This window comes from Paraburkholderia sartisoli (assembly GCF_900107685.1).
GTDB lineage: Bacteria > Pseudomonadota > Gammaproteobacteria > Burkholderiales > Burkholderiaceae > Paraburkholderia > Paraburkholderia sartisoli.
Window position 1 is genome coordinate 67,615 of the sequence record NZ_FNRQ01000004.1, and the last position, 24,378, is coordinate 91,992.

Here is a 24,378-nt window from a genome sequence, read left to right on the forward strand (position 1 = left end):
CGTCGCGCTTCGCATGCGCATGCATCATCCGAGTTCGATCGGCCGGCCATGCGGTGTACGGCGTGCCGCCGCGTCCCATTCATCGCGGCGCTGTATGAGGCCGCCTTTCGACACAAGACCTTTGGCGGTGGCGATGCGTTCGAGCGCGGTCAGCCAGTGCGCGTAATACGTGTCGCCATGATCCGGGTCGCCGGCAGACTGTGCGTCGCGGATCGCTTCATGCAGCATGTGCGCCCATTCCTTCCACGTGAACGCGCCGCCTGCATGCAAGGCCAGCGTCATGGCAAATGCCTGTGCTTCCCAAGGTGCGTTGAATACGGGGCCTTCTTCACCGCAAGGCAATCCGGGCAGCGCCGTGCGCAATTCGTGCAGATCCGTTTCAGTGGTTTTCATGTCAGGTTGCCCGTGTGGTGTCGACGTCGGCGTCGAGATAAGGCTCCCAGCAGTCGACGCATACGGACGAAGCCGTCGTATCCGCTCCCCACAGTTCAGCGGCGTCAAAGCGCACGGTATAGAGCCATTCGGGATTTTCACCCTGGCCGCGCGCGTTCGTATCGGGAAACACGTGCATGCCGCGCAGCGCAACGATCGTGCCGCGTTTGTCGCGGCAATAGCGCGGCAGCCGCGTATGTGTCGACGGATTCAGCTGACGGGTACGCACTGTATCGCCGGCCTGAAAGCGCGCGTCGCGCGTTACCGGCCTGTTGACCGGACTGCCACGCAGCAGCGCCGCCTTGACCTGGTCCGCCATCAACACGCGCGGAACCGGTGCCGCGGGGACCTGAAGTTGACCTGATTCGAGTTCTGCCATGCTCGCAAGACCGCTACTGTGCAGCAGCTTTTTGAGCCCTTCGAACCAGATCTCGTAGTAGCTGCTCGCGAGGTATTGCGCGGGCGGCAGGCTTTCGCGCGCGGCACGCGAGGTGTCGATGTTCCACTTGCCGGTCGCGCCCATCGCGAGCGTGATTGCGAGCACCCGGCGTTCCCACCCGGCGTGAAAAAGCGGTTCGCCTTCGGCTTCAGGTTGCACCGGGCCAAACGCCTGCATGCCGCCAAGATCCTGTGCGCCGTTCATGTCGCCCCCGGTTGTGATGTGTATGCAAGCGGCAATCCGGTGCCGATCATCGAATCGCGCGTGACGAGTCCAGCGAGTTCGTCCTCGCTCAAAGCGTCTGTTCCAGCGGGGCGCACGGGCAACACCAGATAGCGGACCTCGGCGGTCGAATCCCAGACGCGAAATTCGACTTCGGCTGGCAGCTCGAAGCCGAACTCCTTGAGAACGCCGCGCGGGTCGATCACCGCGCGCGACCGGTACGGCGCCGACTTGTACCAGACGGGCGGCAAACCGAGTACCGTCCACGGGTAACACGAGCACAACGTGCAGACCACCATGTTGTGAACGGTCGGCGTATTTTCCAGCGCGACCATGTGCTCACCCTGCCGGCCGGTGTAGCCCAGCGATGCAATCGCGGCCGTGGCATCCGCGAGCAGCCATTGACGGTATGACGGATCAGACCACGCCTTCGCGACCACGCGCGCGCCGTTGCGCGGCCCGACGGCGTGTTCGTACGTTTCGATGAAGACATCGAGCGCTGCCGGATCGATATAGCCTTTTTCGACCAGCAGCGATTCCAGCGCCCGCACGCGCAGGTCCATTTCGGGCAACGCGCTGCCTTCATGGTCGTGCGGATGGTCGTGATCGCCGGCATCGGCATGGGAATGCCCGTGGCGATCCGCTTCGCCTGCGTGGTTTTCATCCTGATTCATCGAACGTCGCCCGAAAGATCGTTGGAGAAAACCAGTATGGTAGGCCCACGACGCAAATGCAAACCGTCAGCGAGGAACAATCCAGTCAGGTCATTGCACACGATGATTACGTCGCGACCCGCCACTGCTTTTTTCAACGGTGGTTGCGCGGTGAGCCGCTGGACGCGTATAAATCCATACGATGACTTTCATACCCACAATCAACCTGGTGCATGAATGCAGCCACCCGACCTGAGCTTTCTTTGTACCCAGCAGGCGCGCGACGCCAGGCGGAGCGTCGATGAATTCCCGCTGCCGGACCTCGCGGTGCGGCAGTTCTGGCACGCGCGCCATCACAACGATGCGGGGCATCGATGGTTCAGCGGTCTGGTCGAAAAAACGTTGCGGCAGGACCGCGACCGGCCGCGTACACGATGAAGATCATTCCTGTACTCGATCTGCTCGACGGTGCGGCCGTGCATGCGGTGCGCGGCGAACGCAGCCGTTATCGTCCGGTCAGCTCACAGCTTTGCGAAGGCAGCGATCCGGTCGACGTCGCACGCGCCGTGCTCGACCATGCGCATTCATCGGTGATTTACGTGGCGGATCTCGACGGCATCATGCACGGCGCGCCGCAACAGCATGCGTTGATGCGACTCATGCGCGCGATGCCACGCATCGAACTGTGGCTCGACGCGGGTTTTACGGATCGCGACGCCGCGAACGCGTTGATCGCACCGCTTCGAGCGACAGGAGCGAACGTAACGCCGGTTTTCGGCAGTGAATCGCTGCGCGGCCCAAAAGATGGATCATCGATGCAGACGGCCCTTGTCGCGGACGTTAATGCGCCTGCAAGCGCCGCGGGGAACGCGATCCCGCACGACGCGATTCTCTCGCTGGATCGTCGGCATGACACGCCGCTGGGCGACCCGGCGCATTGGCACGACGCATCGGGGTGGCCGTCGCGCGTGATCGTGATGTCGCTGGAGCGCGTGGGTTCGTTCGAGGGCCCCGACCTCGCTGCGATCGCCGATGTGCGGCGTCGTGCGGGCGAGCGGCAGATTATCGGCGCGGGCGGCATTCGCAACGCCGACGATCTGCGCGCCGCCGAAGCCGCGGGCGCGCATGCATGGTTGATCGCGTCCGCGCTTCACGATCGCAGGATTCCCGCTGCCCGACGCTAAACCACGTTGATGGATGAAGATATGCCCGCGCGCCGTGCATGACTCGAAGTCGCCACGTAATGAGCCTCGCCATGCAACCGGTTTTCTCGCCGCCTGAAGCGCGCGCAGATTTGCGTTAGATTGAACCTGACGCGAAACCCAATCATCCCGGAGCAACAATGGCAAAACCCACCGCTTACTCATCGAACGCCCCCACCCGCGCTGAAGTCGACGCATTGAGCGGCGCAGCCGTCCTTGAGTTCGGAACCGACTGGTGCGGCTACTGCCTGGGCGCGCAGTCGTCGATCGGGCAGGCGCTGGAACAGCACGTTGGTGTGCACCATCTGAAGATCGAGGACGGACCCGGGCGAGCACTCGGCCGCTCATTCAGGGTCAAGCTCTGGCCGACGCTGGTTTTTCTGCGTGATGGCGTCGAAGTGGCGCGTGTCGTGCGGCCGCAAAACGTCGCCGCGGTCAGCGAAGGTTTATCGACACTGTTCGATGAAACGGGAAAAAACGAAAGAACGGCCTGATCGACGATAAGCAACCGTCGTCACGGCTTGAACAGAAGTGACCGGATCACGCTGCGAAACGTAGCGCGATGGCAAGGCGGGAAATGCAGTTGAACAGCTGAAAAACAGATCGAAAGAAGACCAGACAGAAAGCGCGGAACACACACCGCGCTTCTGCCAGCCCGCTCTCACAGAGGACGGCGATGCGATTCAGCGATGATCGCGCACGTTTGCAGGTGCAGGTTCAGCGCTTCGACGGCCAGCGCGCGCAGGCGTGCAAACCAGCTGGTATTGGCGGTGGTGGCGGCGATAGTAGCGTTGCTCATGGCGGGCTCCGATAATTAAAGTGTAAATACCTAGGTAATAACCCTTATTATAACCCTCTGATGTCGCAGCGCAACAAAACAATAAGAATCAGTCACCTGATGTGGCCCGGTTCTGCGAATCGAGCCCGCTCACGCGGTGCGCACGCCCTTCGGCTCCTCCAGCGTTTCCGTCTGCGCCAGCGCCGGGAACAGCCGTATCCAGAGCAGCGCGACGGCAATCGTCGCCACCCCGCCCACCAGAACGGCCGGCACCGCGCCCCACCAGCCCGCCGTCACGCCGGATTCAAACTCGCCAAGCTGGTTCGACGTGCCGATAAAGAGCGCGTTGACCGCACTGACGCGACCCAGCATCTCATCGGGCGTGCGCAGCTGCACGAGCGAGAGCCGCACCACCACGCTGATCACATCCGATGCTCCCAGCACCGCCAGCGACACTAGCGAAAGCACGAACGAGTGCGACAGCCCGAAGACGATCGTCGCCACGCCGAACGCGATCACGCCGCCGAACATCGCGACACCCGGACGGTTGCGCAGCGGAAAATGCGCGAGCCAGATCGTGCCGGCGAGCGCGCCCACTGCCGGCGCCGAGCGCAGCAGGCCCAAGCCTAGCGGGCCGGTCTGCAGGACGTCGCGCGCGAAGATCGGCAGGAGTGCCGTCGCGCCGCCGAACAGCACCGCGAACAGGTCCAGTGACAGCGCGCCGAGAATCACCGGCTGACGCCGGATGAACGCGATACCCGAGAACACCGATTCGAGCGTGACCGGCGCGCGGGCGGCCGGCTTCGTCCGCAGCGGGATCGACCAGACGAGCGTCGCGGCGGCGATGAACGCGACGGCGCTGGCCAGATACACCGCACTCGGGCCGAGGCCGTACAGCAGGCCGCCGGCCGCGGGCCCGAGAATCTGGGCAGCCTGCCCCGCCGAGGTGGACCACGCCGTCGCGCGCGGCAACTCGGAGCGCGGCACGACGGAAGGCAGCAGCGAGGAAATCGAAGGCGACTCGAACGCCCGCATCGCGCCGACGAGCGCCGCCAGCACGTAGATCACCGGCGCCGACAGCCAGCCGCCGAGCGTGCCGGCCAGGAACACGGCTGCAGCGAGCGCTTCGAGCGCCTGGCAGACGGCCGCGATGCGTCGCCGGTCGTAGCGGTCGGCAACGTGGCCGACCACGAGCGTGAGCGCGAACATCGGCAGAAACTGCGCGAGCCCGACGAGCCCGAGCGCAAACGCGCTGTGTGTGATCGCGTAGATGTGCCAGCCGATCGCGACTGCAAGCATCTGGAACGAGATCGACGACAGGACCCGCGCCCCCCAGAACCGCTGAAAACTGGCATGACGTGCCAGACTGATTTGTGTTTCGACGGGGGGCTCGGGTGTCATGAGGCGGTCGGCTCGAAGATCGTGGTCGACACGGGAAATCAGGACGAAAACCCGTGCGGGCGCGCGTCAGCTCGCCCGTCAAAAGTCGGAGAGTGTAGTGCAAATCGGCGAATCGCGAGGACGCCTGGCAAAGCCGGGCAACGTGGCAGCGTGATCGCGGAATGCAGCGATCACGCGCGGCGGCACTCAAAACTGGTAGTTGAACGAGAAATCGAACACGGCGTTGGTGGCCTTGCGCGTTATCGGGCTGTGTGCCGCGTCGCCGACCAGTTGCTGCAGGCCGGCGTCGCCCGTTACGAACCAGTGCTTCTGGAAAAACCAGATCGCGCTCACACCAAAGCCCACCGATTTGAGCCCCGCGCTCACATCGTATTGCGGATAGCCGGAACGCGCCGACTGCAGGCTGCTGACGCCATACCACGTCTGCATATAGCGCGAATCGGCGAAGACCAGGTTCGGCCCCGCGAACCAGAAAAATTTCTCCGAACTGCCGGGCAACGGCATATAGGCGCCGAGGTCGCCGATCCAGCCGTCTGAACCGCCGAGACTGCGCCGGATATCCGCGCGAATCACCAGCGGAAAATCTTTCGACACGGCGTATTCCGCGAAGAGCTTGGCCTCGGGCGCGGGATTGATGTTGCCCATGCCGTCGAGATGACCTGAGTTGTCTTCCGCGCGGCGGCCCAGGTCGTAGGTCAACGCGAGACCCGCTCGCCAGTGCGTGGTGCGCACGAGGTTCACGCCGAGTCCTTCGCCGGTGGAGAGGAAGAACAGGTCACGGTAGCGCAGGTCGATAATCGGTCCGACTATCGCGTGATAATTCGCGGCGCCGTCGTAGCGCGGGCGCACCGTCACGCCGAGGCCGAGGCGCGCCTGCCAGTCGGGAATCGGTGCGTTATAGAGTTTCTCCAGAGGGAGCCCCACCGAGTATTGCCATTCGGCAAGCGGCGATGGTGTCTGTGCCCGCGCGGCGATGGGCATCATGGTCGAGATCACCGTCGACAGCATCGCTGCCAGTTTCAGTGAGTGGCACATCCGGTCATCACGTAACGCGCTGCCGTTCAACATGAAGCCTCCGGTCCCCGTTCCCGGGGGAAATCTGCGTTGTTCTTTCCGGATCGGTGCGAGAGCAACTGTTTTCAAGCTGCTGCTGCATCACCCGCTGCTATCTTTTCCATTTTTCCCGTTACCGTGACTTTCTCGCCACCCGCGAGCGCGTTCTTCAAGCCGTCGACAGGCCGAAGCGGTGATTCGCGCGGCCCCATCCTGCCCGGTTGCAGCGATCAGTCCGGGGCTTCGTTCCAGATCGCGCATGCATCGTGGTACTCGCCACGATGCAAATCCCGTTCCCGCCCATCGCAGAGCACATTCCGGTGCCATGCGGTCGACGCGCGCGGCACACCGCACACGCGCGCACGATTCGTGACTGCTGGCGGCGCTGCCGCTACCGTTCAGGCAGATGTACCCGAAGCCGGGCAGCGCCGATACGGCTTGAGCTTGAGCTTGAGCTTGAGCTTGAGCTTGAGCTTGAGCTTGAGCCAGCAATAATAGCCGGCAAGGGAAACCGAAGATGGCAAAGAGAACGAAACGGATGCACTCAGCGGCGTTCAAGCGCAAGCGGAAGTGGCACTCGCGGAGTGAAGAGCGAACAGACGCTGGCCGGATTGGCGTGGCACTTCGATGTCTACCCGAACCAGATCACAGAATGAAATCGGCAATTGCAGGAGCGCTCGGCTGACGTGTCCAGCTCAGCGGCGGGGGCAGTCGCCAAGCGAGCTGCCGGTTGACCTCAAGGCATTGCACGCGACAATCGCGCAGTTGACACAGCGGAATGATTTTTTAGAAGGTGCGTTCGCCAGGGCGGGATTGCCGGGCGCGAAGCGATGATCTCAAGAGACCGCTGAACAATCGGGGGCGCATTTCCACGCGCACTGCGCGCCAGCACGCGGCTCCGGCACCCAGCCGCGCTACCACGGATCGAAGTCCGCCAGCGTGTGAAGCGGGGAACAGTACCTGTTCCCCTTTCAGGCGGATGTTGCCGGCGATGTCCTCCTTACGCCGGGCCTGCCAGTTTAGGACCGGCGCTCGAACACGCCTACCTTGTTGCTTGCGTTCAGATAGACAAAGATCCGGTGGGTCTTCGTGTCGACGGCAAGCGTATGCACGTTCTTCTCGGTGGCGATGTGATCGACCACCTGATTGGTATCGAGATCGATGACCTCGATGTTGCCCGTCTTGTCTCCGATGAAAGCCCGACGTCTTTCCGTATCGATCGCCGTCTGGTCGACGGAACCGGCAACCGGAATGGTGGCGACCAGTTTGCCGCTGGCCGGATCCACAACCAGCATTTTCTTGTCGTTCGTGCCGAAAATCACATGATGAGTCTTGCTGTCGTATACGCCTCCCTTGGCTTCGCCCTTGACGCCGAAGTCCCAGACAGCAACGATTTTGTTCGTGTTCGGATCGATGACGTCGATGTTCCCTCCGACCGGCTGGTACAGGCGATCCTCGGAACGAACATACAGTGCGACATCGGGACCGGCTTTCGAGTCTTCAGGCTTGAGCTTGAATACGTTCAGCATCTTGAACGGCGACTTGTTCTCGAAGACCGCTTCGTTATTGCTGTCGTCGTTTGCAACAAAAATCCTGCCGGTGCGTTCATCGACGTTGACGCCGTCCGGCGTTTTGCCGCCACTGTCGACACTGGCCACTTTCTTGCGCGTTCGCTTGTCCACGACCATCAGTTTGCCGGACGTTGCGTCGGTGATGAAAGCAAAGCGTCCGTCGAGCGCGATGCCATTGCCGGAATCCACACCGGTTATGGTGTCCTTGACGGCAAGTGCCTTCGCGTCGATGACCACGACATTGTGATCGGGAGACTGCGAAAGCCAGACCGTTTCGGTCTCCGGATCATAGGTGACCCAATCGCCATGACCACCGGTTGCACCCGGCAAGTCGATCGTTTTGACCAGCTGGTATTGAGAAGTCTGTGCGCTGGCCGTCACGGAAAAGAGAGCGGCTGCGGCAACGCCGACGGCGAGAGCCTGAAATTTAAAGAACGACGACATGATGTCTCCAGTCAATTAATATAATTTTCACGGACTACCTTGATATGGCGAATCGCGACCTTCCGGCAGCGATCCGGTACGGCTGGACACTACAAAGAGAACGTCGACGTGAACGTCAGAACTTGTGAACCAGGCCGATCATGACCGCGACCTGACTCGGCGTGCGTGACGACGAGGTGAGATCGCCCACCGCGCCCCCAGCGGGTACGATTTGCGTGCCGTCGCTGCTAAAGGTCGTACCGCTGGCGTGCGTATAGCCCGCAGTGGCATACAGGGTGGTGCGTTTGGAAAGACTGTATTGAGAGCTGGCCGCGACGGAATGGTATGTGGCGGATGACGCGCCACTCGACTTCGTGTAGGTATAACCAATCGCCAGCAGTTCAGCGGGTGTGGCCTGATAGCCTAGCGATGCTGCGCCGATGTTGAAGTGCTCCGTGCGGTCAAATGCGCCAAAGCTGATGTACGGCTTGTATTGGGCATTGCTATAGCGCGCGTTGACAGTAAACGCAGCGATTACGTACTGCGCCGCCACCTGGGCTATCTGCCGTGAACCGACGAGCGCTACCGCGTCGTCAAGCGGAGTCACCGAATTGTTCTGAATCTGATCAGCCGTGCCGCTCCCGCCGGCCCCGTCGTTTTTGGCAAACAGGTAACCCGCGGCGAGGCTTAGCCCCCCGTTCGTATACAGGGCGGCCGCCGAGTAGGTCTGGCCGGAACTCGTGTTACCCGCGACACCGCCGAGTGCATAGAGCAACTCATATTGAAAGCCAGCATAGGTCGGGCTTGTGTACTTGATCGCGTTGCTTACGCGAATGGAGTTGTCGTTGTTGTCGGCATCGCCGGGCGTCGTAAACGCAGGGCCATACCCGTCTGCCGTGATTCCCTGAACCAGATCGACCGTTGGATCATATTGCCGGCCGAACGTCAGGGTGCCCAGCTTGTCGCTCGACAAACCGACATAGGCCTGTTTGCCGAACTCCCGGCCGCCCTGACTCATGGCCCCTGTGTTGATGTCGAAACCGTTTTCGAGGTCGAAAACCGTTTTAAGGCCTCCGCCCAGATCCTCTTCGCCCTTCAGCCCCCATTTGTTGGAAGCCAGATCCGCTCCTTGCAGTTCAAACACAGAACCTTGACCGGTATTGTTGAAATACGCCACAGCCTCATCGATCGTTCCATACAGCGTGACGCTGCTCTGCGCCATGGCATTCGAAGATGCTGCAATAACGGTAATGGCAAGCATGCCGTAATTACTGCTTTTCATGTCTCTTCCTGTCATATTTAGAATAATGGCTGTCTGTTTTCTGCTTTATGGATACGCAGGTTTTTCTCGTGAGGCAGCCATGAACTGGAATATAAATTCTGAATAAATTACCCGTTACCCGTCCTTTTACGAGCAACATTATTTAAAACATGTATATATTTTCCACTCCATAAATGTCGGGACGAGACCTTGCACGCCGGTCTCCGACGGCCCTTCTCCTGAATGGATTACCTGTTTTTCAGCTCTTTCGATTTCTCTTGCCGCGACAGCAGAGTCGATCAAATTTTTTGATATGGATAGTTAAACAAATTTATGGTAACCAAAGAATATTTGTATGGTGGAAGGCAGATCGAAAGAAAGAAAAAGGTCGGACAAATGCGAAATGTAATGTTGCGTGGAGACGTGAATTTGCAATGGCCTGGTCGACGATGCCCGGGTCCTTGCCAGATTCATGTCCGGACGAAAAGACCCTGATGCCACTCATTTCCTTATTTCATGAATGCGATGCGGAAAGGAAAATTTTATATTTGATTTGTAATAAAAAATAATGCGTTAGTAATTGCTGCAGGTGCGTGTAGTTTTGTGGATTATTGTCAACTGTTGTGGATTTCAGACTGAACACCATGAACCGCCCGGATGCGGATGGCGCCGTTCTTCACCGGCCTGCCGTCCTGTCTGGTCGGCATGGAGGCCTGTGGCAGCGCACATTGCTGTGTACGCAGGCTGGCTGCGATGGGACTTACGGTGAAGCTGATGTCAGGGAGATCGACCGCAAGACCGATGTGATGGAAGCGCAGATCCGCCCATGGCACCCGCACAGCGAGGCCAGCCAGCGCCTTGCCACCGATCCCTGGGAGCATCTGCCGGTCCGCAAGCATCGAGACCAGGCGGCCATGGCGCAAGTCAACCGGAATGTACGCATCGCATGGGCGTTGCTCGCAGGTAACCGCGCGTATCGCTCGCCGGTTGCCGCAACGGGGATGAGCGTATCGAATTGTTCGCGGCGCTCCTGATAGTCCGGCCGGGCATTCAAGCCCGATATTCAGATGAGGACCCTATCCGCGCATTCCATCAACGCCAGGGGCATGCCCCCTGAACGGGCCGGATATAAGGATGCAATCGATCTGACCGTCAGAACGCAAACGCCCCTTTGCAAATCAGTGATGCGCAAAATAGACTGACTAATAAGCGGCGCTTAAGCTTGATTGGAGAAGAATGGACGTACTGCGATTTCATCGCTGACTTCAGGAGTGTTCATCATGCAACAGGTTCAACGAAAACTGGCGTCCCTTATTCTTCTCACCGTTTGCTCGGTCTCCACCGCTTTCGCAACGTCACGCACCAGTTACACCACGGAGGTCCAGCTGCACGACGGCAAGCATGTCGTGTGCGCGGTCAACCAGCCGTTGCCCACCGGCCTTTCCCGCAACGCGGGGCTTACCATTCACGAGCGAAACGAAGCGGAAATCGGCGCGACGGCCAGGTTGCGCCAGGTGTTCCGTAGCCAGGCCCATTATCCGGATCCGGGCACGGCTCCCCACGTACTGTGCTCGTAGATGACGCCCACCAGGGGGCGCAGAGAATGACATGCCCGTTGACTCTGCGCCCGGATCTGCCCTTTGCGCCGGACATCAACCGCGAGGGCGAGCCGGGGAATCCTCCGCCGAGGTGACATCTTTAATTCACGAGCGGCGGTCTCTTGCCTGACAAGGCTTTGGGCGATCCGCACGGCCGGAGATCGCGCATTGACATTTTGATGTCGTGACGTTGACGCCATTGTTTGCGGCCTGTGCGCGCCTTCCCCAGAAATCCACGTGCAAGATGCGTAACACAACGTAAAACCTGCTCTCGCATCGAGAAATATTTGCACGATCCGCGCGTCCCGCCCTGCCTGCTCGAAGCAGATCAATCCCTTTAAAACAAGGCCAGTCAAGGCACAGGGGCGCCCTTCGCGTGTGTGACTTCAAGGTGGCGCGAATCCTGCTTGATCTAACGGACCGAAGCAATAAGGTCTGACTTGACGCCCGATGCGCGGGAAGCCTCGTTCACGCATCCGGCGCCAGGTTTTCGCGACTGATTCGGCGATTTTCTCGAACCCGTCTACCGGACTAAAGGATCATATAAATGGATGACTTCGCCACTCGCATGTGCGGCCTCCTCTCGACGCTCGTTCCCCAAAGCTCCATCACGCGCCTCGCGGAACGCGAATTCTGTATCCGTCACGCCCGTCCGGCGAACCGGACTCGTCCTGTCGGTTATCCACGCGACCTCGTGGTCATCGTCGATGAAGAACTGGTTGTCCGCATCAAGCGCGCGCGGCAGGAAGAATTCGACCGGGACGTCGCGCCCGAACTGCTGCAAACGTTGACGCAGGACCTGGCCGGCTACAACCCGTGGTCGCATAACTTCAGCACGTTCCTCCTCGCGCTGAACAACCCGCCTTCGCGGGTCGGCCAGCCTGCGGCGCTTCACTGAACTGAACTGAACTGAACGCGTGATGTAAAAAGGGCTTCATGCGCGGGCCCGGAAGAACAGAAATCCACCGGCCTCGCGTAGAGGCCGGTGGCTTTTCAGCATCCGGTGACGCCGCATTGCTTCAATGGCCGCCCGCTCCCGCCGCTGCCGCACCGCCGGCCTTGCCGGGCTTCGTCACCCAGATGAGCGGCACGATGACGATAAAGATCACCGCGGAAAGCCAGAAGATATCGTTCAGCCCCAGCATCGCGGCCTGCGCGTTCAGCGAGCGCTCGAAGAACGCCATCGCCTGCGCGCTGCTGCCGCCCAGCACGCCTTGCAGCGAATCGATCGAGCCCGTGAAGTTCGGGTTGTTCACGCTGGTCTGTTCAACCAGTTGGGCGTGATGCAGGATCGTGCGGTTGTTCCAGCCCGTCGTCACCAGCGAAGTGCCCACGGCACCCGCGAACACGCGGACGAAGTTCGACAGGCCCGCAGCGGCCGGAATCCTGTCCGGCGGCAGACCGGACAGGATGATCGCGGTGAGCGGCACGAAGAAGAGCGCCGTCGGAATGCCCTGCAACAACGTCGGCAGCACGAGCGTGAACGTATCGACGCCGGTCGTGTAATGCGAGCGCATGAAGAACACCACGGCGAAGCCGAGAAACGCTAGCGTGGCCAGTACCCGCGCATCGGATTTCGGCATGATCTTCGCCATCACCGGCGCGAGGATCACCGCGAAGATGCCAAGCGGTGCCGTCACGAGACCTGCGTCGACCGAGCGATAGTTCAGATAACCCTGCATCCATTGCGGCAGGATCACGAGGTTCGAGAAAAACACCGCATACGCCACCGAAATCGCCACCGTGCCGCCGAGGAAGTTGCGCCCCTTGAAGAGCTTGATATCGACGATCGGATTCTTCTCCGTCAGCTCCCAGATCACGAAGAACGCGAAGCTGATGACGGCAAACACCGTCAGCGCGACGATCACCGGCGAATGGAACCAGTCGAGATCCTTGCCCTTGTCGAGCATGATCTGCAGCGAGCCGACCCATGCGATCAGCGACAGCAGTCCGACCTTGTCGATGGGCAGCTTGCGCGTCGGCGTTTCGCGGGTGCGGTAGATGAACCACGTCACGCCGGCCGCGAAAATGCCCACCGGAATGTTGATGTAGAAAATCCATGACCACGAGTAGCTGTCCGTGATCCAGCCGCCGAGCGCGGGGCCTGCGATCGGGCCGACGGTTGCCGTCATCGCCCACAGCGCGAGCGCGTGCGAGCTCTTTTCCTTCGGATACGAGCCGAGCAGGATCGCCTGCGACAGCGGAATCAGCGGACCCGCCACGGCGCCCTGCAGGATCCGCGCGCCGAGCAGGACCGGCAGCGTCGGCGCGATGCCGCACAGCCACGACGACATCACGAAAAGCAGGATCGCCCACACGAACAGCCTGATCTGCCCGACGCGCTGCGTGAGCCACCCGGTCAGCGGAATCGCAATCGCGTTCGCGGCGGCGAAGAGCGTGATGACCCACGTGCCTTCATCGACGGAAACGCCGAGGTTGCCGGAGATCGTCGGAATCGCCACGTTCGCGATCGATGAATCCAGCACGTTCATGAAAGTGGCCAGCGCCACGGCAAGTGTCGCAAGCACGAGCTTGCCACCGGTCAGCGGTGGAAGTGCCGCGGAATTCGTCGAGGGATTCATGTCGTCACCAGTCTGGGAGCCTGCCGGTCAGAAGATCGCACTTTCTTCTGACTTGTCAGATATTTGGATAAAAAAATCGGACACTGCGGTTAACCGGCCTTGCGCTTCGACGCAGACAAGGGGACAGTTGCGGCCGCAACCGCACGACCTGCCGGCATGTTCCGCGCGATGATCCTCGCGATTTCCGCGTCGGCCTGTGCACCGTATCCGGCGAACACGTCCGTGCGATACGACGTGTTCAGCGCCGCGCCGAGCTGCGTGCCGGTTTCGTCGTGGGTATCGACGTCGACGTCCATCGAGAGGCCGATACGAAGCGGATGCGCGGTCAGTTCGGCCTGATCGAGCTGGATCCGCGCCGGCAGACGCTGCACGACCTTGATCCAGTTGCCGGTTGCGTTCTGCGCGGGCAATACGGCGAACGCGGCGCCCGTGCCGGCGGAGAAGCCCACCACGCGGCCGTGATACTTCACCTTCGAACCGTAGGCGTCGGCGGTCAGCGTCACCGGCTGGCCGATGCGCATGTGCTTCAGTTGCACTTCCTTGAAGTTCGCGTCGACCCACACGCCGTTCAGCGGCACGATCGCCATCAGCGGCGTGCCAGGCGCCACGCGCTGGCCGACCTGCACCGAGCGGCGCGCGACGTAACCCGTGACCGGCGCCGGCAGCGTGTTGCGTGCGTAGTTGAGGTACGCGTCGCGCACCTTCGAGGCGGCGGCCTGCACGTTCGGATGCTGTTCGATCGACGTGCGGTCGGTCAGCGCGTGGTTTGCTTCAGCCTGCTGGCGGGCGGCGTCGAGCGCGGCCTGCGCCGAGTTCACGGCGTCGCGCGCATGGGCAATGTCTTCGCCGGATACCGCGCCGGTGCCGGCCACCGCCTGGCGACGCTTGAGGTCGTCGATGGCGCGGGCGAGATCGGCGGCGCGCTGCGCGACCGTCGCGGCGTAGAAGTCGTTGTTGACGTAAAGGCCGCTCACCTGACGCACGGTCTGGCCGAGCACGGCCTCCGCGTTGCCCAGCGCGACTTTCGCGTCGGCGTTGTCGAGCGTGACGACCGGGTCGCCCTGCTTCACGATCTGCGTGTCGTCGGCGTTGACCGCGACGACCGTGCCGCCAACCTGCGGCGTGAGCTGCACGAGGTTGCCGCTCACGTAGGCGTCGTCCGTCGATTCATGAAAGCGTCCCACCGTGTAGTAGTACACGCCCCACCCCGCGCCCGATATCGCGATCGTGGCGGCGAGCAGCGAGAGCATCAGCTTGCGCTTGCCCGGGTTTTCCACGTCGGCCTGTTTCGGCTGGTCTTCCTCCCTCGTCCGGCCGGTTGTGATCGTGTCGCTCATGGTGATTCTCCTGACTGGTTTCGTGAACGTGTCGCGCGGCTGCGGTTATTGCGCGGCGACGACGGGGTTGCTGGCCTGGACTGCATGTGTGCTGCCGGCGTTACTTCCAGCGTTGGTGGCCGCATCGGACGACGTGTCGGTGTAGCCGCCGCCCAGCGCGACGGCGAGTGCGATCTGCTGGTCGCGGCGATTCATCTTCAGATTCGCGACGGCCTGACCGGCCGCGAGCGCGTTCATGTCGGCGTTGAGCACCGTCAGCTGGTTCGTGAGACCGGCCTGGTACTGCGTGAGCGCGAGCTGGTCGGCGCGGCGCGCGTTGTCCTCGGCGATCTGCGCGTCGACGAGCTGCGCATCGGTCGAGCGGACTTCGGCGAGTTGCGTCGCAACCTCCGACAGCGCGGTGACGAGCGTCTGGTTATAGGTGGCGACTGCGTAGTCGAAGTCAGCGTAGCGGCCCTTCAACTGCGCGCGCAACTGGCCGCCGTCGAAGACCGGCAGATGGATCGCCGGGCCCGCCGACGCGGTGCGGCTTGCCGCCGTCAGGAAGCGGCCGAAGCCGAATGCATCGAGGCCAATTGCGGCGGAAAGATTGATGTCCGGATAGAACTCCGCCTTCGCGGACTTCACTTCGTGCGTGATTGCATCGACGCGCCAGCGGGCGGCGGTCAGGTCCGGACGACGGCTCACGAGATCGGCGGGCAGGTTGTCCGGCAGCTTCACGTCATCGCCGGTGCCGGGCGTCGGACGGGCAATCGCGAGGCCACGGTCCGGACCGGCGCCGAGCAGCGCGGCGATCTGATAGCGCGTCGTGACGATGTTGCCGTCGATCGCGGTCAGTGCCGCGCGGCTCGTCGCGAGGTTCGCCTGCGCCGTCTTGCGTTCGACTTCCGTGTCGAGGCCCGTCGCGATCCGGCCCGCGGTGATGCGGTCGATCTGCGTGCGTTGATCGATCTCCTGCTGGGCGATGTCGCGCAGCACATAAAGGCGCGCGAGCTGGTTGTACGAACGCGCGATCGATGCGCTCAACGTGAGGCACACGACTTCGGCATCGGCAACGCTTGCCTGCACTTCGGAGGTCGACGCTTTCAGCGCTTCACGGTTCTTGCCCCACAGGTCGAGATCGTACGAAGCGCTCAGCAAACCCTTGTTCTCCGATTGCCACGAACCGGCCACCGGCGGCGGCACGAGCGCCGTGCCCGAAAACTGCTGACGCGTGTACGAATACGTCGCGCCCACCTGCGGCAGCGTGTTCGCCTTCGCGGTTTCGCTGTAAGCCGAAGCCGCCGCTACGCGGGCACGCGCCTGTTCGAGCGTCGGGCTGCCCTTCATCGCCTCGACAATCAGCGCCTTTAGCTGCGCGTCGCCGAACTGGTCGGCCCAACCGGCTGACGGCCAGTGTCCCGCTTCAGCCGGCAGGCTGTGCCCTGTCGCGAAGGTTTGCGGCTGCGCCATTTCCTTGTCACTGTGAATGCCCGCGTAGTTCGCGCACGCCGACAGCACCGCGGCGAAGATCATGCTCACGCCGGCCTTCGCGACGCGCGTCATGGCTGCGTTGCGATTTAACTGTGGTTTCATTTTCTGACCCGTCAGATATATGGACGAAAAAAATGCCGCTCAGTCGGCGACGAATTTCAGCAGCAGACGCTGCATTTCCTTGAACTCGGCCTTCGTGAAGTCTTTCAGGCGGTTGTTCAGCACGGCGGGCGCGATGTCGGGAATCCGCGCAGCCGTGCTCTCGCCTTTTTTCGTGAGCGTCAGATTGACGACACGGCGGTCTTCGAGACTACGCGAGCGTTCCAGAAACTCCTTTACTTCCAGCTTGTCCAGCATGCGCGTCATCAGGCCGGTGTCGATGCCGAGCAGCTTCGACAATTCGAACGGCGTGGTGGCAACGCCCCGCCTCATCGCCAGCAGAATGCCCATTTGCTGGCTCGTGATGTCGAGTTCCTTCAACGCGGCGTCCATCTCGCTCACCAGCACGTTACGCGCCTTGTTGATCGCGAAGCCGATGCTCTGCGTCAGCGTAAAGCCCTCTTTGGTGTAGTGATCCATCGTCGTGACCTCCGTTACTGGAAATAACAGTATCTGCAAAATCAGATACTGTCAAAGTAAAATTGTAACAACGGAGGCGGACGGTGCCGCGTTTCTCTCCTACGTGGCGGTCGCGGCGACCTTTTCGGCGAGTTTCGTGTCGTAGCTCGAGTGGACGTGGACGCGCTTTTTGTCCGGATACGCGTACGTGTAGGCCTTGCGAAGCGCGAGCGACGCCTCGTGAAAACCCGACAGAATGAGCTTCTGCTTGTTCGGGTAGTTCGCCACGTCGCCGACGGCGAAGATGCCGGGGCGCGACGTTTCGTAATTCGACGTGTCGACGGTCAGCTTTCCCGCCACGCCTTCGATGCCCCAGTTCGCGATCGGCCCGAGATCGGCGACGAGCCCGTACAGCGCGATGACGTGTTCGGCCTCGAGTTGCGCCGTGCCGCCGATCTGCTTCACCTCGACCGATTCGAGCGTGCCGCCCGGCGCGTTCAGCGCACCGATCGCGCCGACCATGAAGTCCATCTCGCCTGCCTCGACGGCCCGCTTCATCTGCTCGACGCTCGCTACGGCAGCGCTGAAGCCGTTGCGCCGGTGAACCAGCGTGACGCGCCGCGCGACGCCGCGCAGCGCCAGCGCCCAGTCGAGCGCCGAATCGCCGCCGCCGGCGACGATCACGCTGCGGCCGGCAAACTTCGCGATATCCGGCACGCTGTAATGCACGTGGCGTCCTTCGAGCGGCGCGACTTCATCGAGCGCGAGGCGCTGCGGCACGAACGCGCCGTTGCCGGCGGCGAGCAGGATCGCGGCAACATCGAAGACACGTCCACGATGCGTCGTGACGGTCCAGCGCCGGTCCTCGCGCTGCTCGATGGTTTCGACGCGCTCGTCGAGATGAACCGGCACGTCGAACGGGCGGATCTGCTCCATCAGACGCTCGACCAGCTCGCGCGCGGTACACGAAGGAATCGCCGGGATGTCGTAGATCGGCTTGTCGGGATACAGCTCGATGCACTGGCCGCCGACGCGCGGCAGCCCATCGACGATATGGCACGACAGGCCGACGACACCCGCTTCGAACGCTGCAAAGAGGCCCACCGGCCCCGCTCCGACGATCAGCACGTCGGTACGCAGCGGGCCGCTCGCCACGCCGTTCACTTCGACACTCATTCTGGACTCCCGTAGCCGGGCGCATGGATCGCGCACCCATGGGCCCAACATACAGAAGCGACCTGCCGCGGGCAACCAAGACACCACGCCCGGTAAGGCCGTGCGGCAGCCGGTTTGACCTTGTCGCGCGCAGGGTTGTCGGCGCGTCGCATGCGCTCGCAACAACGCTCGGGAATTGCACCATCTACAGCCAGTTGGGAATCGGGCGGCCAGAATCGTCGATAATGTCGGGCTTTCGTCCTTCAAAAGAACCTGCACGTGACTTCGTCTTCTTCCCCGAACGCTTCAGCTTCCCGCAAATCCCTCACGCTCATGCAGATTCTCGGCATCGTGGCGGCCATTGGCATCGTCGGCTCCCTGCTGGCGAATGCGCTGATCCAGTAAGCGCACAGCGACCATGTACAAAAAAGGGGTAGCGGTCGAAATCCAGTTTTCGCCCGGCCGGCTCAACGACGGCGCGGGCGACCCGTACTGGATCGACCTGACGGCACAGGAAGCGCAGCAGTTGCTGCACGCGCTTCAGACGCGGCTCGCGGCGAGCGAAGCGGGAACGGCCGCGCCGCTCGTCGTGAGTCTCGATGAAGCGCCTGCAATTCAGGGCGAAGCGATGCGGGCGCAGCCCGATGCTTCACCGGCCGATGAATTCAAACAATGGGTGTGCGTGATCTGCGGCTGGGTCTACGACGAAGCCACAGGCGCGCCCGACGACGGCATCGCGCCTGGCACGCGCTGGGCCGATATCCCCGACGACTGGCGCTGCCCGCTCTGCGACGTGGGCAAGGAAGATTTCGCGCTGGTGGAGTTCTGACGCACGTGACGCACGCCTGTGCTCGTGTACATCGCGCACATACACAGGCGGCAGATCACGAGAGAAACCGCTTCCCGCTCACCGCGCGGCATCCCCCCACCGATATTCAACCGTCTCCTCGTCGAGCTTCGCCTTGAGCGCTGCATCGAGCGTGAGATCGGCGGCGGCGAGCGTATCGGTCAGTTGATCGGGCCGGCTCGCGCCGATGATCGCCGACGTGATACGCGGATTCGCGAGCACCCAGGCCACCGATGTCTTCGTCAGCGATTCGCCGGTTTGCGCGACGATGTCGCGCAGCGTGTCGATGGTTTCGAATTCGCGCTTGTGCCAGTAACGCTCCTGATACATCGCGCCCGCCTTGCCCACCGTGTTCGTGAAGCGCCCTGCCGCCGGCGGCGCATCGTGCCGGTGCTTGCCCGTCAGCAGACCGCCCGCGAGCGGGTTGTATGGAATCACCGCGAGGTTTTCCTCGCCGGCAAGCGGTAGCAGCTCACGCTCGATCTGCCGGAACAGCAGGTTGTAGCGCGGCTGAACCGACACGAAGCGCGCGACGCGCAGCACGTCGGCACGGCCCAGCGCCCGCGCAAGCCGGTACGCGAGAAAATTCGACACGCCCACATAACGCGCCCTGCCCGAACGCACGATGATGTCGAGCGCTTCGAGCGTTTCGTCGAGCGGCGTTTCGGCGTCGTCGGAATGCAACTGGTACAGGTCGACGTAATCCGTGCCGAGGCGACGCAACGAAGCATCGATCGCATCGAGCAGATGCTTGCGCGAGGCGCCCTGGTCCCACGACGACGGACCGACCTTGCCCACCGCCTTGGTCGCGAGAATGTAGCGATCGCGCCGGCCCTTGAGCCACTGGCCGATGATTTCCTCCGTGCGGCCGGCCAGTTGCTCGCCGCCACCCAGCGGATAGACGTCGGCGGTATCGATGAAATTGACGCCCGCTTCGCTCGCCGTATCGAGAATGCTGCGCGCGACATCTTCTTCGGTCTGCAAGCCGAACGTCATCGTGCCAAGACACAGACGCGAAACAGTCAGACCCGTGCGGCCGAATTTGGAATATTGCATGACACTGCTCTCCCTATGCGAAGGTTGCGGGGCGCCAGACGCGCAAAGGGAAAAGAATAACCGCTAAGCCGCGGGCGCGTCGCCGCGCCCTGCGCTGCGTTACGAAATCCTTGCGACGGGGAATAAAGCGTGCTCCATTAGCGTTCGCATCACGTGCAACGTGACACGCCTTTCATCTCTCATTCAGGACAGCCGCCATGACGCGAAGCGAGCCCTCAAGCAGTCTCCGACGCGTGCTGCGTACATGCATGCTCTGCACGACACTCGTACTCCCTGCAACGGGTGCATGGGCGAATGCGTTCGAACTGTCGTCGCCCGGAATGAAGGACGGCGCGACACTCGATTCAAGCCACGCCGCCGACGCGATGAACTGCGGCGGCAGGAACGTCTCGCCGGCACTGCAATGGCGCAACGCGCCCACGGGCACGAAGAGCTTTGCGGTCGGAATATTCGATCCCGACGGCGCGAAAGGTCTGGGTGTGGTGCACTGGCTGATGTATGGCATGCCGGCATCGACGACGTCGCTCAGCGCGGGCACGCCGCCCGCGGTCAGCGTCGGCGGCACGAACCGTACGGGACACGCCGGCTACTTCGGTCCATGTCCGCCAGTGGGCGAGATCGCGCATCACTACGTCGCCCAGGTCTGGGCGCTCGACCTGCCGCCCGACGCACTGCCGGCCGGCCTCACGCGCGATGCGCTCCTCGCCGCGATGAAGGAGCACGTGCTGGCCGCCACGAGCATCGTGCTGCGCTACGGGCGCTAGCGGCGCCTTCAACGGTGACGCGACGCTAAAAGGCGTCCGTCACGCCTTCGCGCCGATCCTGACGGCGTGCTTTCCGGCTGCCCTCACATTTCTTCCGCGCATCTTTACGCGTTTTAACGCCACCCGGCGCAGAAGACGCTTCCCATAAAAGGCCCAGAGCGTACAATTTATCGATGACCAACCGGAATTGACGTGCCATGAGTGTTCCAGAAAAACAGAATCCGCCGGATGCAGGGCAGACACAGCGAACACGCGCGCATGACATGGAGCGAGCCATGAAAACCGATTCGACCAGCGAACGGCCACGCAGAAAGCAGCCTTCCAAGGCGATGCTCAATTTCCTCACCGTACTGGTCGGGCTCGCGGTGCTGGCCGTGGGGCTCGCCTATCTGATCCTCAACGAAGTGCCCGTTTTTGCCATCCCGCTCGTGGTGACGATGCCGATAATCGCCGCCGTCGCGTTCCGGAACATCTGGGACTGAGCGCGGCAGGAAGCAACATTGTGCCGCCAGCCGCACGCGCGGCTGTGCTTACGGTTGTGCCCGCAACGGCCATCCTCACCTCGTCGAGCTGGGCTCAACTGCCCGCCAGAACCACCACCCACCTCGCGTCAGACCGCGCGCCCCCGCGCTTGCCTTCGTCTCGCCGACATATTTCCCTCAAGTTCCCTTCATTGCGGTCGATATAGCAGGATAACGGGGAAAACATTCAGGAAGACGAGGGGCTGAGTCATGGGGAACATGTCACCGTCATCCAGCCAGCGACAGCCGTCTGGGGAAAGTTTGCTTCGCGTGGCGCGGGAAAACGGCATTACCCGCTCGTGGGCCTGGTACCGCGCGGGCGAACAGTTGCACCTTGCCTGCGCGGGCGGCGCGCGGCGGGACTGGCCGCGCTTTATCGGCGAGGACGACCTGCCGCGCGTCTGCGCGACGCTGCGCTGGCACGCGCGGCCGACCGGCCGGGGCGAAAGCGTGCTCGGCTGGCTGCTGACCGGCGCCGAACACGCCGACGACCCCGCGTTCGCGGAATTCGCCCGCCATATCGGCGAAGAGGCGCAGGCCGAAGCGCTCGCGCGCGCGCAGAACGTGCAGCGCGTGCTGTACGACATCGCCTATCTCTCCAGTTCGATCAGCGACCGCACGGCGTTCCTGCACGCCGTTCACGCGCGCCTCGGCACGCTGATCGACGCCGAGAACTTCTACCTCGCGCTGTACGACCCGGCAACGAGCATGGTGACGTATCCGTACTACGTCGACGTGATCGACACGGAAGCCGTCGATCCCGGCCACATGGACCGTGTCGATCCCGACCAGCTTTCGTTGACCGGTCGCGTGATCACCACCGGCCAGCCGCTTCTGATCGGCGCCGCCGGCATCGCCGCGGCCGAGGCCGCCGGCCACTTCCGTTGCGTCGGGCAGCGCCCCGAATTCTGGATGGGCGCGCCGCTCAAGAACGCGTCGGACCAGGTAATCGGCATGGTGGCGATGCAGGTCTACGACGAGTCGCGCATCTATACCGCCGAAGACCGCGCGCTGTTTCTGGTCGTCGCGCGCCACGTGGCGATGGCGCTCGACCGTATCCTGCATCGCGTCGATCTCGAACAGCAGGTCGCCGTGCGCACCGCCGAACTCTCGAAGCTGAACGACACGCTGCGCCTCGAAATCGCCGAGCGCAAGCGCGCGGAACATCTGCAGGCGGCGCTCTTCGAGATCGCCGGGCTGTCGAGCCAGTCCGTCGAAATCAGCGATTTTTTTCGAAGCCTGCACAAGATCGTCGGTGGCCTGCTGTATGCGCGCAACTTCTATATCGCGCTCTACGATTCGTTTACCGACGAAGTCTCCTTTCCGTATTTCGTCGACGAAAAGGTGCGCGAGCGGCCCCCGCCGCGCAGCGGCAAGCGCGGTTTCACCGAATATCTGATCCGTCAGGCCGTGCCGTGCCTGATCCACCGGGACGAATCCATCCGGCTCGTCGAGCTGGGTGAAATCGAGTACGACAACGTCCTGTCGCAATCCTGGCTCGGCATTCCGCTCTTCGATCGCGACACGGTGTGCGGCGTGCTCGTCGTGCAAAGCTATACGCCGCGCGTGCGTTACGACGCGCACGATCAGGAAGTGCTGACATTCGTGTCGCGTCACATCGATACGGCGCTCGCGCGCCGCCGTGCCGCCGCCGCGCTGCAGGCCGCGAATCTCGAACTCGAGGCGCGCGTGCATGAGCGCACGCGCGAACTCGACGACGCCAACGCGCGGCTGCTGCACGAAAACTTTCACGACGCGCTGACCGGCCTGCCGAATCGCGCGCATCTGCGTCAACGGCTCGAAAGCGCGTGGCACGCGCACTGCACGGAAGGCACGACGCTGTCGGTGCTGTTTATCGACCTCGACCGATTCAAGGTCGTCAACGACAGCCTCGGCCACCATTTCGGCGACGCGATGCTGGTTCAGGTGGCCGGGCGCCTGCGCGACTGCATGCGCCGCGACGACCTGCTCGCGCGCCTCGGCGGCGACGAATTCGCCGTCATGGTGCCGGGCGCGCCGTTGCCGGTGGTGCTCGCGATGGCGGAACGGATCCTCGCCGCGTTCGACCAGCCGTTCAACATCGGCGAACACGTGGTGTTTTCGACGTGTAGCGTCGGTATCGTGGATGCGGACAGCAAGTTCCATTCGGCGCCGGCCGATCTGCTGCGCGACGCCGACACCGCGATGTATCGCGTGAAGAATCGCGGCCGCGACAGCTTCGCGGTGTTCAACCAGGCGTTGCGCCGCGAGCTGTCGGACCAGATCGAAACAGAAGGCGCGCTGCGCCAGGCGCTCAACCGCGACGACGAGCTGCTGCCGTATTTCCAGCCGATCGTCGACGTGAAGACGGGCCAGCTCGTCGCGCTCGAAGCGCTGGTGCGCTGGCGCCAGCCGAACGGCGATGTCTGGGTGCCAGGACGTTTCCTGCCGGCCGTCGAAGGGCTGAAGCTGCTCGGACGGCTCGACATGTACATGCTCACGCGCGTCGCGCTGATCCTCGCCCGGGCCGACCACGCGGACTGGCCGCCCGTACACGTGAACCTGTCGAGCTACAGCATCACGCGCCCCGAATTCGCCGACGAGGTGCTCGAACTGTTGAGCCGTCACCGCGTGCATCCGTCGCGCATCTCGCTGGAACTGACCGAGGGCGCGCTGATCGCCGAGCCGGACCTCGCGCGCACGACGATGCAAAAGCTCGCGAAAAACGGCATGTCCGTGGTGCTGGACGATTTCGGCACCGGCTTCTCGTCGCTGAGCTACGTGCATCAATACCACTTCAGCGGCCTGAAAATCGACAAATCGTTCGTGCTCGAACTGACGTCGAGCGCGCGCAGCCGCGCGATCGTGCGCGCCATCGTGCGGATGGCCGAGTCGCTGGAACTGGACGTCGTCGCCGAAGGTGTCGAGGACGAAGCGACGCTCGCGATGCTGCGCGGCATCGGCGCATCGCAGGTGCAGGGCTATTACATCGCGCGGCCGATGTCGCTGGACAACCTGATGTGCTCTTCGCTGGCGCCGGGAAAGCGCACCGTGGAGCAATAGCGACCCGGCG

General features: G+C 62.6%; 26 protein-coding genes and 1 pseudogene. 12 read left to right on the top strand and 15 right to left on the bottom strand.

The genetic code is table 11. From position 1 onward, the window contains the following. Window positions 1-24: 24 nt before the first annotated feature. The 3 genes from BLV45_RS14160 to nthA are packed head-to-tail and all read right to left on the bottom strand — an operon-like array spanning window position 25 to window position 1,767. A complete protein-coding gene (locus BLV45_RS14160; RefSeq protein WP_090534013.1) occupies window positions 25-393 on the bottom strand; it encodes a nitrile hydratase accessory protein in 369 nt (122 codons plus the stop codon). A gap of 1 nt (window position 394) precedes the next feature. After that, window positions 395-1,075, bottom strand: coding sequence for a nitrile hydratase subunit beta (nthB, locus tag BLV45_RS14165; protein ID WP_090534016.1), 681 nt, complete (start codon window positions 1,073-1,075; stop codon window positions 395-397). Then, a complete protein-coding gene (nthA, locus tag BLV45_RS14170) occupies window positions 1,072-1,767 on the bottom strand; it encodes a nitrile hydratase subunit alpha (RefSeq protein WP_090534018.1) in 696 nt (231 codons plus the stop codon). Before nthA ends, nthB begins: the two co-directional genes overlap by 4 nt. A gap of 216 nt (window positions 1,768-1,983) precedes the next feature. Between nthA and BLV45_RS27900 the strand changes: the two genes are divergently transcribed. The 3 genes from BLV45_RS27900 (at window position 1,984) to BLV45_RS14185 (ending at window position 3,442) form a co-directional block, all read left to right on the top strand. Further along, on the top strand, window positions 1,984-2,184 hold the full coding sequence (locus BLV45_RS27900; protein ID WP_090534020.1) for a hypothetical protein: 201 nt from the start codon (window positions 1,984-1,986) through the stop codon (window positions 2,182-2,184). Continuing rightward, window positions 2,181-2,930, top strand: coding sequence for a HisA/HisF-related TIM barrel protein (locus BLV45_RS14180; RefSeq protein ID WP_090534022.1), 750 nt, complete (start codon window positions 2,181-2,183; stop codon window positions 2,928-2,930). Before BLV45_RS27900 ends, BLV45_RS14180 begins: the two co-directional genes overlap by 4 nt. Before the next feature lie 158 nt (window positions 2,931-3,088). Beyond that, on the top strand, window positions 3,089-3,442 hold the full coding sequence (locus BLV45_RS14185) for a thioredoxin family protein (RefSeq protein WP_090534024.1): 354 nt from the start codon (window positions 3,089-3,091) through the stop codon (window positions 3,440-3,442). Between the two features lie 167 nt (window positions 3,443-3,609). Here BLV45_RS14185 and BLV45_RS27545 read toward each other — a convergent pair whose 3' ends face one another. The 6 genes from BLV45_RS27545 to BLV45_RS14205 form a co-directional block, all read right to left on the bottom strand. Next, window positions 3,610-3,747, bottom strand: a complete 138-nt coding sequence (locus BLV45_RS27545; protein ID WP_176954165.1) for a hypothetical protein — start codon at window positions 3,745-3,747, stop codon at window positions 3,610-3,612. 129 nt (window positions 3,748-3,876) lie between these two features. After that, window positions 3,877-5,127, bottom strand: coding sequence for an MFS transporter (locus BLV45_RS14190; RefSeq protein ID WP_090534026.1), 1,251 nt, complete (start codon window positions 5,125-5,127; stop codon window positions 3,877-3,879). A 186-nt stretch (window positions 5,128-5,313) separates the two neighbouring features. Beyond that, a complete protein-coding gene (locus BLV45_RS14195; RefSeq protein WP_245753305.1) occupies window positions 5,314-6,135 on the bottom strand; it encodes a MipA/OmpV family protein in 822 nt (273 codons plus the stop codon). 443 nt (window positions 6,136-6,578) lie between these two features. Beyond that, a complete protein-coding gene (locus BLV45_RS28085; protein ID WP_281246313.1) occupies window positions 6,579-6,704 on the bottom strand; it encodes a hypothetical protein in 126 nt (41 codons plus the stop codon). Between the two features lie 495 nt (window positions 6,705-7,199). After that, window positions 7,200-8,195 (bottom strand): YncE family protein, encoded by a 996-nt coding sequence (locus BLV45_RS14200; protein WP_090534029.1) that lies wholly within the window; start codon window positions 8,193-8,195, stop codon window positions 7,200-7,202. A 115-nt stretch (window positions 8,196-8,310) separates the two neighbouring features. Beyond that, entirely contained in the window at window positions 8,311-9,456 is a 1,146-nt protein-coding gene (locus tag BLV45_RS14205) for a porin (RefSeq protein WP_090534031.1), read from the bottom strand. 654 nt (window positions 9,457-10,110) lie between these two features. On the opposite strand from BLV45_RS14205, the pseudogene BLV45_RS27085 reads away from it, so the two are divergent. The 4 genes and pseudogenes from BLV45_RS27085 to BLV45_RS14220 all read left to right on the top strand — a co-directional run. Beyond that, window positions 10,111-10,215: pseudogene (locus BLV45_RS27085) on the top strand (IS110 family transposase); the annotation flags it as partial. A gap of 26 nt (window positions 10,216-10,241) precedes the next feature. Beyond that, a complete protein-coding gene (locus BLV45_RS27090; protein WP_143130428.1) occupies window positions 10,242-10,469 on the top strand; it encodes a hypothetical protein in 228 nt (75 codons plus the stop codon). 246 nt (window positions 10,470-10,715) lie between these two features. Then, window positions 10,716-11,012, top strand: coding sequence for a hypothetical protein (locus tag BLV45_RS14215; RefSeq protein WP_090534035.1), 297 nt, complete (start codon window positions 10,716-10,718; stop codon window positions 11,010-11,012). A 568-nt stretch (window positions 11,013-11,580) separates the two neighbouring features. Beyond that, window positions 11,581-11,931 carry a hypothetical protein gene (locus BLV45_RS14220; protein ID WP_090534037.1) on the top strand — a complete coding sequence of 117 codons (351 nt, stop codon included), beginning with the start codon at window positions 11,581-11,583 and terminating at the stop codon, window positions 11,929-11,931. A 121-nt stretch (window positions 11,932-12,052) separates the two neighbouring features. Here BLV45_RS14220 and BLV45_RS14225 read toward each other — a convergent pair whose 3' ends face one another. The 5 genes from BLV45_RS14225 to BLV45_RS14245 form a co-directional block, all read right to left on the bottom strand. Beyond that, window positions 12,053-13,615: a DHA2 family efflux MFS transporter permease subunit gene (locus BLV45_RS14225; protein ID WP_090534039.1), complete on the bottom strand. Its 1,563-nt coding sequence runs from the start codon at window positions 13,613-13,615 to the stop codon at window positions 12,053-12,055. Window positions 13,616-13,704: 89 nt separating this feature from the next. Continuing rightward, window positions 13,705-14,952, bottom strand: a complete 1,248-nt coding sequence (locus BLV45_RS14230; protein WP_090534041.1) for an HlyD family secretion protein — start codon at window positions 14,950-14,952, stop codon at window positions 13,705-13,707. Window positions 14,953-14,997: 45 nt separating this feature from the next. Next, a complete protein-coding gene (locus tag BLV45_RS14235; protein ID WP_090534043.1) occupies window positions 14,998-16,527 on the bottom strand; it encodes an efflux transporter outer membrane subunit in 1,530 nt (509 codons plus the stop codon). Between the two features lie 39 nt (window positions 16,528-16,566). After that, complete coding sequence (locus BLV45_RS14240; protein ID WP_090534045.1) at window positions 16,567-17,004, bottom strand: MarR family winged helix-turn-helix transcriptional regulator; 438 nt, start codon at window positions 17,002-17,004, stop codon at window positions 16,567-16,569. 99 nt (window positions 17,005-17,103) lie between these two features. Continuing rightward, window positions 17,104-18,159 (bottom strand): NAD(P)/FAD-dependent oxidoreductase, encoded by a 1,056-nt coding sequence (locus BLV45_RS14245; RefSeq protein ID WP_090534047.1) that lies wholly within the window; start codon window positions 18,157-18,159, stop codon window positions 17,104-17,106. A gap of 258 nt (window positions 18,160-18,417) precedes the next feature. On the opposite strand from BLV45_RS14245, the gene BLV45_RS28090 reads away from it, so the two are divergent. Both BLV45_RS28090 and BLV45_RS14250 read left to right on the top strand, forming a co-directional pair. Then, a complete protein-coding gene (locus tag BLV45_RS28090) occupies window positions 18,418-18,543 on the top strand; it encodes a hypothetical protein (protein WP_281246314.1) in 126 nt (41 codons plus the stop codon). A gap of 13 nt (window positions 18,544-18,556) precedes the next feature. Continuing rightward, complete coding sequence (locus BLV45_RS14250; protein WP_090534049.1) at window positions 18,557-18,967, top strand: rubredoxin; 411 nt, start codon at window positions 18,557-18,559, stop codon at window positions 18,965-18,967. A 78-nt stretch (window positions 18,968-19,045) separates the two neighbouring features. On the opposite strand, the gene BLV45_RS14255 is transcribed toward BLV45_RS14250, so the two are convergent. Further along, window positions 19,046-20,041, bottom strand: coding sequence for an aldo/keto reductase (locus tag BLV45_RS14255; RefSeq protein ID WP_090534051.1), 996 nt, complete (start codon window positions 20,039-20,041; stop codon window positions 19,046-19,048). Window positions 20,042-20,289: 248 nt separating this feature from the next. On the opposite strand from BLV45_RS14255, the gene BLV45_RS14260 reads away from it, so the two are divergent. The 3 genes from BLV45_RS14260 (at window position 20,290) to BLV45_RS14270 (ending at window position 24,368) form a co-directional block, all read left to right on the top strand. Next, the gene (locus tag BLV45_RS14260) at window positions 20,290-20,805 is read left to right on the top strand and encodes a YbhB/YbcL family Raf kinase inhibitor-like protein (protein ID WP_245753267.1); all 516 of its coding nucleotides are present in this window, start codon (window positions 20,290-20,292) and stop codon (window positions 20,803-20,805) included. Between the two features lie 275 nt (window positions 20,806-21,080). After that, window positions 21,081-21,287 (top strand): hypothetical protein, encoded by a 207-nt coding sequence (locus BLV45_RS14265; RefSeq protein ID WP_090534055.1) that lies wholly within the window; start codon window positions 21,081-21,083, stop codon window positions 21,285-21,287. 249 nt (window positions 21,288-21,536) lie between these two features. Further along, the gene (locus BLV45_RS14270) at window positions 21,537-24,368 is read left to right on the top strand and encodes a bifunctional diguanylate cyclase/phosphodiesterase (protein ID WP_245753269.1); all 2,832 of its coding nucleotides are present in this window, start codon (window positions 21,537-21,539) and stop codon (window positions 24,366-24,368) included. Window positions 24,369-24,378: the final 10 nt, after the last annotated feature.